Source organism: Embleya sp. NPDC127516 (assembly GCF_044765325.1).
GTDB lineage: Bacteria > Actinomycetota > Actinomycetes > Streptomycetales > Streptomycetaceae > Embleya.
In genome coordinates this window covers 281,922-294,234 of sequence record NZ_JBIWJT010000013.1, presented here as the reverse complement: position 1 = coordinate 294,234, position 12,313 = coordinate 281,922, and the positions used below count along the sequence as shown (strand labels likewise).

Genomic DNA, 12,313 nt, shown 5'->3' with positions numbered 1-12,313 from the left:
GGTAGCGCGACGTCGCCGGGACGGCTGCCCCGCTGGTTCGGGCCGCCGTTGGCGCCGTCGGTGGCGCGCGGCGTCGGCAGCAACGACACCGCCGTACGCAGGTCCACACCACCGGTGCCGTGCGCGCCGGCGCCGTTGGCGTCCGAGACGCGCGGTGTCGGCAACAGCGTCAGACCGGCGGCAACCCCAGGATTACGGTCGGGAGTTGGCCGCGTTGCCCCCCGCCGCGCCAGTCCCGGGCCGCCGGCGTGGGAAGCAGGCCAAGCGGTGATGAAGACCCGGCGTCGCAGGTGGGCGGCGCCGATGTCGGCGGCAGATAGAACCCGGTAGCGTCCCACGTACCCGAGTCGGGCCAGTCCGTGAACGACTCGGGCCATAGCGTCCCCGCCGTCGACAGTGAGCAGCCCGGGGACGTTTTCGAGCACGAGCAGCCGGGGTCGTGGGTCCAGGTCGCGAGCAGCGTTGAGGATCGCATCGAAGATCCACCTCTCGTCGGCCGTTCCGGCGCGCTTGCCGGCCATGCTGGAGGGCTGACACGGCCACCCGGCCGTGAGCACGTCCACCGGCGGGACCGTGCGGAAGTCGGTGGTGGTGATGTCGCCGAGGTTGGGCGTGTGCGGCCAGTGGTGGGCCAGGATCGCGCTCGCCCCGGGGTCGTTGTCCGCGTGCCAGATGGTCTCGCCGCCGAGCACGGCGTGTACGGCGTCGTCCAGGCCGCCGTAGCCCGTGCACAGTGACCCGACGCGCGGACCGGTTGTGGCGTTCACTCGGTGCGCCCGAAGTACTCGGCGAGGGTGGCGACGTACTCGGCGAGGCGGACGTGTTCGGGGGCGTAGCCGTCCCAGTCGTCCGGGTAGGCCATGGTCGAGGTGATGGCGTCGGCGAGAGTGCGGTACATCTCGGACCGACCGTCGGGGTCCGCGGCGCGGACGATGAGCGAGGCGACGGTCAGGACGGTGGCGCTGTCCCAGTCGCCGAGCCAGTCCACGATGAGCCGGTCGTACGAGCCGAGTTCCACACCGGCGTCGGTCAGGACGCGGTACAGCAGTGCGCGATTCTCGGCGGTGCTCTGGCGCGGGATGCCGAGCGGCCCGGTGTCGATCGGCCCGTTCGGGACGGACAGCTCTCGGATGGGCTCTGTCATGCTGGATGTCTCCTGTTTCCTTGTTGTGGTTCGGGAGTCCGGGGCGGCCGGCGACTTGCCGGAAGACGGCCGCCCCGGGGCGGGACTAGAACGGCGGTTCGGCGCTGTACGAGGCCGGCGAGCGGCGCCACAGCGGGATGCGGATGCGCGGGCCGTCGTTGCACGGGCACGCGATCACGTCGGGTTCCTCGGGGTGGACGGCGCTGCCTTCCCACCACCCGCCCTCGCCGAAACAGAGGCCACACCTCGGGTCGGCGCCCCGTTCGATGTGAACGGCGCGGTGGGCGCGGTAGATGTACCAGCGGCGGATGCGCATGCGGTGTGGTCTCCGTTCAGCCGATGGCGGAGGCGAAAGCGTCGACGGCGCCCGCGACGAACGTCCCGGTGGAGTCGCTGAGCGAGGCGGCGAACGCGGTCCCGGAGAGGTTGACTCCGGCGACGAACAGGCAGAACCCGGCGAGCTTCGGGGCCTTGTTGTTGGCGAGCAGGCCGAAGGCGGCGAGCAGGAGAATCAGGGGCAGGCCGATGGTGACGGTGGACCCACCGGCGGCGAGGGTGGTCATGTCGGTCTCCTGACGGGTGGTCGGAGCACGGTTCAGCGGGTGCCGTCGGCGTGAAGCCGTCGGGCGTGGTTGTGGATGCGGCGGCCGATCCGCAGCCGGGCGCCGGTGCCCTTGCAGCGGCGGCACGGCTTGCGGATCCTCCGCTTCGGCTTGGCGGCCGGTGCGGTGCGGGCGCGGTGCTTGTCCCACCACGAGATGTGGTTTCCGGTGCCGTCGCAGCGTCGGCACGGGCCGAACGGCGAGATGAAGCACAACAGGCTGTAACCGAGAGCGTAGGCGGCGACGGCTGCCGCAACGAGCATCGTGAGGGTCACGAGGTGCCTCCCAGAGGGATTTTCGCTGGTTCCGGGCATGGCGGTGCTAGGGACTAGTGCTCTGGTCAGTGCGGGGATTGGGTGCTAGCAGGGGTGCTAGGCCTAGCAGGGTGGCCTGCTAGACCTAGCACCGATTCGCGATCAGTCGGCCGCGCGATTTCCGTCACGCTTGGTGACGGCGGCGGTGATGTCGTCGCGGGTGATGCCGCGCCGGTTCGCGCCCTTCCCGCCGTCGACCGGCGTGCCCCAGACCTGACCGACGGAGACGCCGAACGGCTTGAGCGCGGTGGTCAGTTGCGCGGGCTTGGCCTGACTGTCGAGCGTCGCCCACGGCCCGTAGACGTCCGGCCGCAGCTCGGCGAGGCGGTCGACCACGATCTCGTTCCACACCTTTGCCTCACTCGGTTCGACCACCGCGAGGATGTCGGCGAGCAGGTCGAACCCGTGGGTGGGGTCGACGTCGGGGGTCTCTCCGGCGGCCTGCCCCGTGAGTGTCCCCGCGGCGACGCGCGCGGCGCGGGCGCGGGTGCACACGATCTCGGCGCCGGGGTTGTCGACGCCGAACGTGCGGCCGGTCTGTGCTTCGGGGCCGGCGCCCACGAGGTAGCCGATGCCCTTGTCCTTGAGGGTGAACGTCGTCGCGCGCAGACCGTTCTTGTAGGACGACGTGCCGAGGATCATGTCGTTCTCGGTCTGGCCCATGACCTTGAGGCAGAACCGGATGCCCACGTTGGCGCTGATTGCGGTGGGCAGCGAGTCCTTGTCGGGGCGTTGGGTGGCGAGCAGGAGGATGATGCCCAGCGCCCGGCCGCGCTTGATGATCGCGGTGAGCTTGGTGTCTGCTTCCTTGCCGAACTTTTCGTGTGTGAACAGCTCTTGGCACTCATCCACCGCGAGCACGAGCGGGTGCAGCCGAAGCCGCTTCTTCGCGGCGAGTTCCGGAGTGACCTTGTTCTCGGGGCACACGTCGCGCGGCAGACCGGAGATGACCTTGGCGCGGCGCTCAAGCTCGGTGTGGACGTAGCGGATCGAGTCCATCGTCCCGGCGATCGTGGCGTCGTCCGCACCCGAGCCGTACGCGTGGGCGACCTGTTCGAGGGGCGACAGGTCGCCGGTGCCCTTGAGTTCCCACACGTGCAGCTCGGCCGTCACATCCAGCGCGGCGGCGAGCAGGGCGATGCGCAGGGCGAACGTCTTGCCCATGCCGGGCATCGCGCCGATCAGCATGTTCGCGTACATCAGGCTCATCAACACGACGCGCCCGCGCTGATCGGTCGCGTACGGGATCGGCTTGAACAGCGACACCGAACCCGACGTCGCCAGCGGCCACACGGCGGGCGGGGCCTGCGACATGTCCTGATCCCCGACCCACAACACCAGCCGCCCGGCGTGCTGGTCGTACGCCGGTTCGGGCCACACGCAGCCCATCGGGCGGCGCAGGCCGGACGCGAGCCGGTCGCGGCGTTCGATGATGTCGACGGCGGTCACGCCGTAGGGCAGGTCGATGTCGGCGCGCCAACCGGGGCCGTCGCGGGTGATCGGGGCGACGAACGCACGCGGACCCCAACCCTTGGCCACGGCCTTGTTGATCTCGGCGATCCCCAGCGCGCCGAGCGCCCGCAGGACCATCCCACTGGACAGCTTCTCGGCCTGCGGCTTGACCACCGCCGGACCGATCACCGGCCGATCCTCCGGCGCACCCGCCCACCCCAACCCGGCGACCACGCCGAGCAGCGTGACCACCAATGCCCAGGTCGGCGCGGCGAGCAGCAGCGCGGTGAGCAACAGACCGGCGGCGAGGACGGCTGCGGCGAGGATGGTGCCGCGCAGCCTCACTTTTCCGTCGCGGTGCTTGGCGAGCTTCAGGTACTCGGCGGCGTCGGCCTTGCGGACCGCTTCGGCGCGGACCGGGCGCCCGTCGGCGTCGGTCACCCACCGCAGCGCGCCACCCACCAGACGCGCGGCGCCGAGCGGGGAGCGCAGCGCGAGCGTCCCGGCGTAGACCGGGGTGCGCACCGCGTGGAACGCGAACACGTGCTTGTAGTGATCGAGCACCCACCGCGCCTGCTCGCGCAAGGCATCACGCGAGCGCAGCCACGCGGGAAGAACGTCCCGGCGCTGTTCGCCTCGAACCGATTCGCTCCACGAGGGTCGCGTCCGGCCGGGCGGGTCAACCGGTACCCGAACCTCGGTGTCGTCGTCCTGCTCGGTCTCGCCGTCGGTGTCGTCGTCCCGGTCGTGGTGGATCTCGGCGTCCGGGTCGACGGTGGTCTCACGCGGGAAGGGGATCACCTCGCCGCCGGGCGGGGTGTCATCGTCGCGGGTCGGTTCGTGGTCCTCGAAGTCGGGACTCTCGAACGTGTCGTGCGTCATGCTGAACCTCTCCTCTTAAGAGTGGAGAGCGGGCACCGGCGAAAGCTGCCAGGCGAGAGCCGGTGCCCGCACGAATCAGGCGGTGGCGCTGTACTCGAAGCCGTCCGCGCACGGCACGCACGCGTTGAGTCGGACGGAGATCACGTAGGTCTGCTCGATGCGGCAGGCGGGGCAGGTTCGGCGGGCGCGCATCGCGGCGGCGAGCGCCCGGTGACGGCCGACCGTCATCGGTCGGACCGGTCGGGCCCGGTCGACGCGGTACAGGTACGCCACCCGCAGGCCACGCGGCCGGGACTGCCACATCAGTTGTGCGGCCGGTTCCTGGCCGCCGGGCCGAAGCCCTTCGGCGCGGAGCTGACGGCGGGTCATCAGCCCGTCGGGCGCTGCCCGCCACGGGTAGGTGGGTGTGCCGTAGCGGGCGCCGGTCGGGTCCCAGAACCGCGCCCGGAACCGGGCCATCAGCTCTCGGCCGCAGCGCCGGGGTCGACCACCAGGTGAAGCCCGGCGGCGGTGCGCTCGGCGAGCAGCGCATCCCGCAACGTCCGACCGTTCGCCGACGACGTGCGCACCGCCTTGCGGACCGCCTCACCGGTCAGTCGGTCGACCGGCCACCCAGCGGTCAACCTACGTGCCTGTACGAGCAGTTCGTCAGTCGAACGTGCGCGGGTGGTCGACTTCGCGGCGGCCGGAACCTTGCCGGTCGCCTTGCGCGGACGCGCACCGGTCGGCCGACTCACACCCGACTCGATCGAACCTTTTTGCGTAGAAATCTGCTGATCAGGGGTCGACTGCTCGGCGTCGGTCGGGGCAGTCGAGCGGACCTTGCCGAGCAGTTCGGCGACCGGCCGCGCCGAGTCGAACGCGAGGATGAGCGCGTCCCGGACAGCCTCGTCGGAGTCGAGCACGGACCCGCCCGGGGCGACGTCCGCGAGCGTCGCGGTCGGCGTCTGGACCACCGACAGCGCGACCGGCTCAGCCGCCGACTCGGGCGCCTTGGCAAGCAGTTCACGCACCCGCTCGGCGGCCTTGTGATGACGCTTGAGCGTCCGCCGGGTCACCCCGGGATCGGCACCGTGGATCGCTCGCCACGCGATGATCCACGCCGCATCCTCCGTCAGACCGGGCACCGACGCGAGCAGGTCACGCATCCGCCGACTCACCCGACGAAACCGCGCCGACCGGTACAGCTCGGCCCGCAGTTGCGCGCCGGTCTTGCCGCTCGTGTGCTCGGTCCGGCTGTGCGCGTAGGACTCCCACAGCAGCACGCCGAGCATCGACGCGATCCCCAGCACGATGGCGAGCGGAACGCTCCGGTGGATCGTGTGGGCGACGTTCAGTGCTGCGGCCGCGAGCGCCGAACCCCACGTGATCACGCGGTAGAGCCCGGCGGGGCGACCGTCCTCGATCGCTCGGGAGGCCATTGCCGCCCCGGCCCACGCGGCGCCTTCCGACATCGCGGTCACCAGCACGGCGAGCGCGGGGTTCATCCCGAGGGCGAGATAGAACGACATCTGCGCGGGCCATGCTGTGCCCACCGACGCGACCATGATGGCGGTCACCATCACGAAGTCGCGCCGAGCGAGCACCGCCTCGAAGCGCTTGCGCCACCTGCGGTTGCGCTCCGCACGGGCGGACGCCTTGTCCTGCTCGGCGCCCGCACGCTCGGCCCGCTCGGCCTCGCGCTGAACGGCGGCGATCCGCGCGGCGGCTTCGGCCTGGGCGAGCGCCGATGCGGCCTGCTTGGCCTGCGCGGCGGCCTGCGCTTCGGCGACCTTGGCCTTGTCGAGCTGACGGCCGGCGCGCATCGAGTAGACGGTGTCGGTCACGACGTCACCCCCGTGACGATCAGGGCGGCGACGAACAGCCACCCGATGTGCCAGGACTGATCGAGCAGGTACGGCGCCTGCGGATCGCGCTCCCACCAGGTGCCCTTGCCGACCCGACGGGCCAGCTTGGCGAGGGTGTGCCGGCGGTCCGCCCACCAGTGCGACAACGCGTCGACCACCAGGCCGACGACCACCGCGACCGGCGCGAGCGACAGACCGAACACCACCCACACCGCAGCCAGGAACAGCACCTTCACCGCAGTCAACGACACGACGTGCCGCGCGGCCCAGAAGCGGCCCGACCAACCGGCCGCACCCTTGCCCAGCGCTTCCCGATCCGTCTGCACCCAGTGGTCACCCACCATGTGCGCGGCGTAGAGCGCGAAGCCGACAGCGGCGAACGTGCCCGGATCGGCGCTCACGCGGCCCACCGCCGAGCAACGAAACGACGACTCGGCATGACCAGCACCCGCGCCGACTCGCAGAGCAGCCGCTCGGCGTAGTCGGCCAACTCGGGCTCCTCGTGCCGCAGCGCGGTCAGGATGTCGCACGCGGCGTCGACCCGGGCCGCCCGCTCCTCGGCGGACTCCCCGTCGACTCCGAGGAACAGTTCCGGGTCGACGCCCAGCGCCAACTCGGTGAACTCGAAGTTCGTCACGGCCAGACGGCCGTTCACAATGGTTCTCACGGTCGTACTCCCCACATCGGAGTTGCGACCCACGGGGGCGCCCGCCTTCCGCCAAGTCCGCGGGCGCCCCGGCACACATCGGTGTGCCCCGTCTTGAGAGACGAGTGGCCGTGACCCCCGACGCGCGTGTTCGTACCGCGCATCGAGGACCAAAAGCACTCGTTTCGATCTCATTCGTCACACTGTTGAGTTCTCAAGGACCGAGCTGTCCCGGCGCTTACGGGCGTACGGCCGAAGCCGCCTTCCCTGGCAGGTCGCACAGTGCTCTGCGCCGCTTCAGTAGATGAAGCAACACTGCGAACGTACTCACAGAAAAACTGCGAGTCAAGAGAAACTGCTAGTCGCAGGAAAACAGCGAGCGTGTGAGACTGGCTGTTGCCCTGTGAGAGGAGCGAGACGTGGCCTTCGGCCTGAACGTGCGCTTCACCGCCCGCGACGAAGCGGCAGTGGAAGCCTTTGACGCCCTGGTGGCAGAGACCTTGGTCGGCATCCGGGAACTCGAACCCGGGACGCTCATCTATGTGAGTCACACCGTGGAGGGGCAGCCGCTTCAGCGGATGTTCTACGAGCTGTATGCGGACCGGGCCGCCTTCGATCGGCACGAGCAACAGCCGCACGTCCGGCGGTTCCTTGCTGCTCGTGAGCAGTACATCGACGCCGTCGAAGTGGACTTCCTGGAGTCCGTGGACGGCAAGGGTGTTGTCCAAGGGGAGGTGGCCGGTGGCGTCTGATGATGAGCGCAAGGCTTTCGGGGCGCGGGTCGCAGCGCTCCGGAAGCAACGTGGCATCAAGCAGACGGAATTGGCGACCGCAGTCGGTCGTACACCAAGTTGGGTGTCCCAGGTCGAGCGCGGCGTACAGCCCGTTTCGCGGCTCGATGTCCTACAACTGCTGGCCGACGCGCTCGGCGTCTCGGTCCAAGCGCTCAACCCCGATGCTCCGGTGGCGTCGGTACCGCCACCCACGGTGCCGGAGGGACCGAACGATCTCGATGCCGCGCGCCTGACGATCTCCGGTCATCCGGCACTGGGCGCCTTGCTGGCAGGCAGGGCGGCAACGACCGAGCGAACCTCGCTCGCCGATTTGAGTCACCAGGTAGACGTGCTGTGGGAACTCACCCACACCGCGAGGTTCGCAGAACTCAGCGCTCAGGTGGGGCCGTTGGTCGATCGCCTGGAAGCGGCGGTGCGAACCGCGGCCACCGCCGACCGGCCCGCACTGCAGGCCCTGCTTGCCCGTGTCTACCAGGCGCTGGCAGCGGCGTTCGTTCGCCAGGACGAGGCCGATGCCGCGTGGATCGCTGCCGACCGCGCCATTCGTGCTGCCGAGCAGTCCGGTGACGTGCTGCCGGTGTTCGCCGGCATCTACCGTCTTGCTCAGGCGTTCGTGAGGCTGAAGCGGTTGGACCAAGCCGAGCACGCCGCAACAACCGCTGTCCGAGCGCTGGAGACGCACGGTGAAGACGCGTTGTCCGTGCCGGAAGGGCTGTCCGTGCTGGGATCGCTCCGCTTGATCCTGGCGTTGGTCCATGCTCGTTCCGGCAACCGTGACCAGGCCCGTGCAGAGATCAGCGAAGCGCGATCCGTGGCTCGGCGCATCGGGGCGGACCGCAACGACTTCAATCTTGAGTTCGGCCCGACGAACGTGGAAATCCAAGCCGTGTCGACAGCCGTCGAACTCGGCGACGCCGGCGAAGCGCTGGACATCGGCGCTCGCATCAATGCCGAAGCGCTGTCCCCCGAACGTCGATCACGGCTCCTGATGGACCTTGGCCGCGCCCATGCCCAACGACGACACGTCGGCGAAGCTGTCGAGTACCTGCTTCGCGCCGAAGAACTTGCTCCGGAAACCGTCCGCAGCCACACCGCGTCACGTGCCGCCATTCGCGAACTGACCCTGATTGCCGGGCGCACGGCGCCGCCGGAACTGGTCGGCCTCGCCGAGCGCTCCGCAGCGCTGGACTAGGTCGGTCCTTGTCCCGCGTGTCCGACTGTCCGGTCACATGCTCTGACCTGGGAAGACGCTCCGGACACCCTGGACTGTGGGTGTCCGGGGTGTCCGGCAACCGCGAATCAAAAGGATTGCTGAAACATCCGGATGTTTCAGCAATCGTCCTGCCTCGCGCCGCAAGCCCCTTCCCGATCGGACAGAAGACGGCGGTGGGGTAATCCATGGGTGAGGGTGACGAAGTCGCTCCCCTAGCTCTTCCCTCGCACACGTCAGCGGCTTGAAGCGACAACACGTAGCTCTTGGGTCCTGCCAGCAGCCCCGACGACCATGATCATGGGCCATGCGCGGGCCGCTGGGCTGTCCGTCGCACCTTCACACCCGTTGTCGCAGGTCAGACCGGCTTTCGCGGCGCAATCGCCTCTGTTCGGCGAGGAGAGCGGGTCTCTTCTTTTTTGGGCGACTTCGTCGCCGGCTCGCGAGGCCCCACCTTTTTTCTCTCCCCCGCTTCGCTCCTCCGAGAAAAAAGGTGGGGCCTCGCTCGGGGCTTCGTGTCCCTCCGCTTCGCTCCGGGGCACGAAGCCCCAACTTGCGGCTCCGCCGCTCTCCGCGCTTCGCGCGTCGATCACTGGGGTGGGCGGGGGGGCGGGGGCGCTGACGCGCCGGGGGGTGGGCGGCGTTGGGGTGGCGTTGGGGTGGCGTTGGGCTCGGGGTGTGGCCGTTGGGGGTGTGCGGCTTGGGTGTCGTGCGCGAGATGAGCGGGCCCGGCCGAGGAGCTCGTGGCTCGGCGCCGCCGCGCACGAGGACCCTTTGCGCGGGTGGGGGTGATTCGGGGATGTGGGCGGCCAGCTCTTGTAGGAGTCTACGAAGAGGTGGGTGCGGGGTGTGGGCGCTTTCATTTCTTCCACCCCTGGTTGGCTCCACTCGGGTGACTGTGTACTTCTCGTAGGTGCAGCGCACCGCGATGACCCGCATTGGGGATCGGCATTTCCCGCGCGAGTCGCGGGCATCGGATAACTGCCTGCCATGCGGGCCGATTCGACTCACTCCGACCGAACTCTGGTTGCCGAGTGTCCAGACCGTGGGGGACTTTCCTGATGACCGAACAGACTTCTCCCGCTCGTACGCCGCAGGACCTCGACGAGTTGGTCGGTGGTGGCATCGGCGACAGCCCACTGCGGCCGGACGGGACGCTCAAGGTGCGCGGGCAATACGCCTACTCGTCGGATCTGTGGGCGGAGGACATGCTCTGGGGCGCGACACTGCGGAGTCCGCATCCCCATGCGCGGATCAGGTCGATCGACATCGGGCCCGCGCTCGGGCACCCCGGTGTGTACGCGGTGCTGACCCACGAGGACGTCCCCGGTGAGAACATCTACGGCCTGAAGGTCGCCGATACGCCCGTGCTGGCCGAGGGAATCGTGCGCTACCAGGGCGAGCCGGTGGCCCTGATCGCCGCGGATCACCCCGAGACGGCCCGGCGCGCGCTGGCGAGGATCGTGGTCGAGTACGAAGTGCTCGAGCCGATCACCGACCCGGAACGGGCCGCGCACGACGACACGTTGCCCAGGCTGCACCCCGGCGGCAACGTGGTGCGCTATCAGCCGATCGTCCGGGGCAATCCGGAGGCCGAGGCCGACGTCGTGGTGTCCGATGTGTACACCATGGGCATGCAGGACCAGGCGTTCCTGGGGCCGGAGTCCGGTTTGGCCATCCCGGCCGAGGACGGCGGGGTCGACCTGTTCATCGCCACCCAGTGGCTGCACGTGGACCAGAGGCAGACGGCGCGGGCGCTCGGGCTCCCGGTCGAGAAGGTGCGCTTCACCATGTCCGGCGTCGGCGGTGCCTTCGGTGGCCGCGAGGACCTCTCCATGCAGATCCACTGCTGCATGTTGGCGCTGCGCACCGGCAGGCCGGTGAAGATGGTCTACGGCCGGGAGGAGTCCTTCCACGGGCATGTCCATCGGCACCCGGCGAAGATGTACTACGAGCACGGCGCGACCAAGGACGGCAGGCTCGTCTACGTCCGGGCGCGGATGTACTTCGACGGCGGCGCGTATGCCTCCAAGACCCCGGTCGTGGTCAGCAACGCCACGTCGTTGGGAATCGGGCCGTACGAGGTACCCAACGTCAGGATCGAGGGTTGGGGCCTGTACACGAACAACCCGCCGTGCGGCGCGATGCGTGGCCTCGGCGCGGTGCAGCCCGCCTACGCCTACGAATCCCAGATGGACAAACTCGCCAAGGCGTTGGACATGGACCCGGTGCGGTTGCGCCGGCTCAACGCCATCGAGGAGGGCTCGACCCTGCACACCGGGCAGGTGCTGGACTACCCCGCGCCGGTCGCCGAGTTGCTGGACCGGGTCGAAAACATCCCGCTGCCGCCGGACGGCCGGAGCGGACCGGTGGACATCCGGGAGCTGCCGGGCGGCGCGGCCAACACCACGCACGGCGAGGGTGTCGTTCGGGGCGTCGGCTACAGCGTGATCATCAAGAACATCTCCTACGCGGAAGGCGCCGACGACTACTCCACGGCGCGGGTGCGGTTGCAGGCCATCGCCGGCAACCCGGTTGCGATGGTGCACACCGCGGCGGCCGAGGTCGGGCAGGGTCTGATCACCGTGCAGCAGCAGATCGCCCGCACCGAACTCGGCGTGGAGCGGGTGAACATCCACCCGAACGACACCAACGTCGGCGACGCGGGGTCGAGTTCGGCCTCCCGACAGACCTACATCACCGGCGGCGCCGTCAAGAACGCGTGTGAGGCCGTCCGCGAGGTGCTCTTCGAGCGGGTCGCCCGGCGTTTCGGCGAGAAGCCCGGGGACCTGTCGCTGGCCGGGGGCAAGGTCGTCTCCGAAGTCACCGGTGTCCTCGCCGATCTCGTCGACGTGCTCGGTGACGACGTGATCGAGGAGACCAGGGAATACCACCACCTGCGGACGTACGAGTTGGACCCGGTGAGCGGGCAGAGCCCGCGGGTGCACGTCCAGCACGCCTTCTCCGCGCACCGGGCGGTGGTGGACGTGGACACCGAATTGGGTCTGGTCAAGGTCGTGCAGTTGGACTGCGCGCAGGACGTCGGCAAGGCGATCAACCCGGACGCCGTCGTCGGGCAGATCCACGGTGGTTCCGCGCAAGGGCTCGGCCTGGCCGTGATGGAGGAGATCCAGGTCAGGGACGGGAAGATCCGCAACGCGTCGTTCACCGACTACCTGATCCCGACCATCATGGACATGCCGCCGATGACGGTGGACGTGATCGAAAGGGCCGACCCGAACTCGCCGTACGGGGTGCGTGGGGTCGGCGAACCGCCCACCATTTCCGCGACCCCGGCGATCGTGAACGCCATCCGCAACGCGACGGGGTTGAACCTGACCCACACTCCGGTCGCTCCGGAGCACATCTGCGGCGTCCGGCCGTCATGAACACCCGCGGGTGTCGCCGGCCGAGGTGAACTC

13 protein-coding genes are annotated in these 12,313 nt (G+C 69.4%); 3 read left to right on the top strand and 10 right to left on the bottom strand.

Annotated features, from left to right (window positions below; genetic code table 11):
• The 10 genes from ACIRL2_RS26395 to ACIRL2_RS26350 all read right to left on the bottom strand — a co-directional run.
• A partial coding sequence (locus tag ACIRL2_RS26395; RefSeq protein ID WP_402234915.1) for a DNA cytosine methyltransferase occupies positions 1-767 on the bottom strand: 767 nt, incomplete at its 3' end.
• On the bottom strand, positions 764-1,144 hold the full coding sequence (locus tag ACIRL2_RS26390) for a hypothetical protein (protein ID WP_402234913.1): 381 nt from the start codon (positions 1,142-1,144) through the stop codon (positions 764-766). The genes ACIRL2_RS26390 and ACIRL2_RS26395, both read right to left, overlap by 4 nt.
• A gap of 85 nt (positions 1,145-1,229) precedes the next feature.
• Positions 1,230-1,460: a hypothetical protein gene (locus tag ACIRL2_RS26385; protein WP_402234910.1), complete on the bottom strand. Its 231-nt coding sequence runs from the start codon at positions 1,458-1,460 to the stop codon at positions 1,230-1,232.
• 16 nt (positions 1,461-1,476) lie between these two features.
• Positions 1,477-1,707, bottom strand: coding sequence for a hypothetical protein (locus ACIRL2_RS26380; protein ID WP_402234908.1), 231 nt, complete (start codon positions 1,705-1,707; stop codon positions 1,477-1,479).
• 32 nt (positions 1,708-1,739) lie between these two features.
• Positions 1,740-2,021, bottom strand: a complete 282-nt coding sequence (locus ACIRL2_RS26375; RefSeq protein ID WP_402234906.1) for a hypothetical protein — start codon at positions 2,019-2,021, stop codon at positions 1,740-1,742.
• Positions 2,022-2,162: 141 nt separating this feature from the next.
• Positions 2,163-4,394 (bottom strand): cell division protein FtsK, encoded by a 2,232-nt coding sequence (locus ACIRL2_RS26370; protein ID WP_402234903.1) that lies wholly within the window; start codon positions 4,392-4,394, stop codon positions 2,163-2,165.
• Between the two features lie 75 nt (positions 4,395-4,469).
• Entirely contained in the window at positions 4,470-4,853 is a 384-nt protein-coding gene (locus ACIRL2_RS26365) for an RRQRL motif-containing zinc-binding protein (RefSeq protein WP_402234901.1), read from the bottom strand.
• Positions 4,853-6,220, bottom strand: coding sequence for a hypothetical protein (locus ACIRL2_RS26360; protein ID WP_402234898.1), 1,368 nt, complete (start codon positions 6,218-6,220; stop codon positions 4,853-4,855). Before ACIRL2_RS26360 ends, ACIRL2_RS26365 begins: the two co-directional genes overlap by 1 nt.
• Positions 6,217-6,642 (bottom strand): DUF3307 domain-containing protein, encoded by a 426-nt coding sequence (locus ACIRL2_RS26355; RefSeq protein WP_402234895.1) that lies wholly within the window; start codon positions 6,640-6,642, stop codon positions 6,217-6,219. The genes ACIRL2_RS26360 and ACIRL2_RS26355 overlap by 4 nt, the downstream gene beginning before the upstream one ends.
• The gene (locus ACIRL2_RS26350) at positions 6,639-6,908 is read right to left on the bottom strand and encodes a hypothetical protein (RefSeq protein ID WP_402234894.1); all 270 of its coding nucleotides are present in this window, start codon (positions 6,906-6,908) and stop codon (positions 6,639-6,641) included. Before ACIRL2_RS26350 ends, ACIRL2_RS26355 begins: the two co-directional genes overlap by 4 nt.
• 398 nt (positions 6,909-7,306) lie before the next feature.
• On the opposite strand from ACIRL2_RS26350, the gene ACIRL2_RS26345 reads away from it, so the two are divergent.
• The 3 genes from ACIRL2_RS26345 to pucD all read left to right on the top strand — a co-directional run bounded on the left by ACIRL2_RS26345 (position 7,307) and on the right by pucD (position 12,280).
• On the top strand, positions 7,307-7,639 hold the full coding sequence (locus ACIRL2_RS26345; RefSeq protein ID WP_395782147.1) for a putative quinol monooxygenase: 333 nt from the start codon (positions 7,307-7,309) through the stop codon (positions 7,637-7,639).
• Entirely contained in the window at positions 7,605-8,873 is a 1,269-nt protein-coding gene (locus tag ACIRL2_RS26340; protein WP_402234891.1) for a helix-turn-helix domain-containing protein, read from the top strand. Before ACIRL2_RS26345 ends, ACIRL2_RS26340 begins: the two co-directional genes overlap by 35 nt.
• 1,079 nt (positions 8,874-9,952) lie before the next feature.
• On the top strand, positions 9,953-12,280 hold the full coding sequence (pucD, locus tag ACIRL2_RS26335) for a xanthine dehydrogenase subunit D (protein WP_402234888.1): 2,328 nt from the start codon (positions 9,953-9,955) through the stop codon (positions 12,278-12,280).
• Positions 12,281-12,313 lie beyond the last annotated feature (33 nt).

Coding starts and splice junctions, on each gene's coding strand:
- ACIRL2_RS26380 (WP_402234908.1), bottom strand. CDS start 1,707: ATGACCACCCTCGCCGCCGGTGGGTCCACCGTCACCATCGGCCTGCCC.
- pucD (WP_402234888.1), top strand. CDS start 9,953: ATGACCGAACAGACTTCTCCCGCTCGTACGCCGCAGGACCTCGACGAG.
- ACIRL2_RS26390 (WP_402234913.1), bottom strand. CDS start 1,144: ATGACAGAGCCCATCCGAGAGCTGTCCGTCCCGAACGGGCCGATCGAC.
- ACIRL2_RS26365 (WP_402234901.1), bottom strand. CDS start 4,853: ATGGCCCGGTTCCGGGCGCGGTTCTGGGACCCGACCGGCGCCCGCTAC.
- ACIRL2_RS26385 (WP_402234910.1), bottom strand. CDS start 1,460: ATGCGCATCCGCCGCTGGTACATCTACCGCGCCCACCGCGCCGTTCAC.
- ACIRL2_RS26370 (WP_402234903.1), bottom strand. CDS start 4,394: ATGACGCACGACACGTTCGAGAGTCCCGACTTCGAGGACCACGAACCG.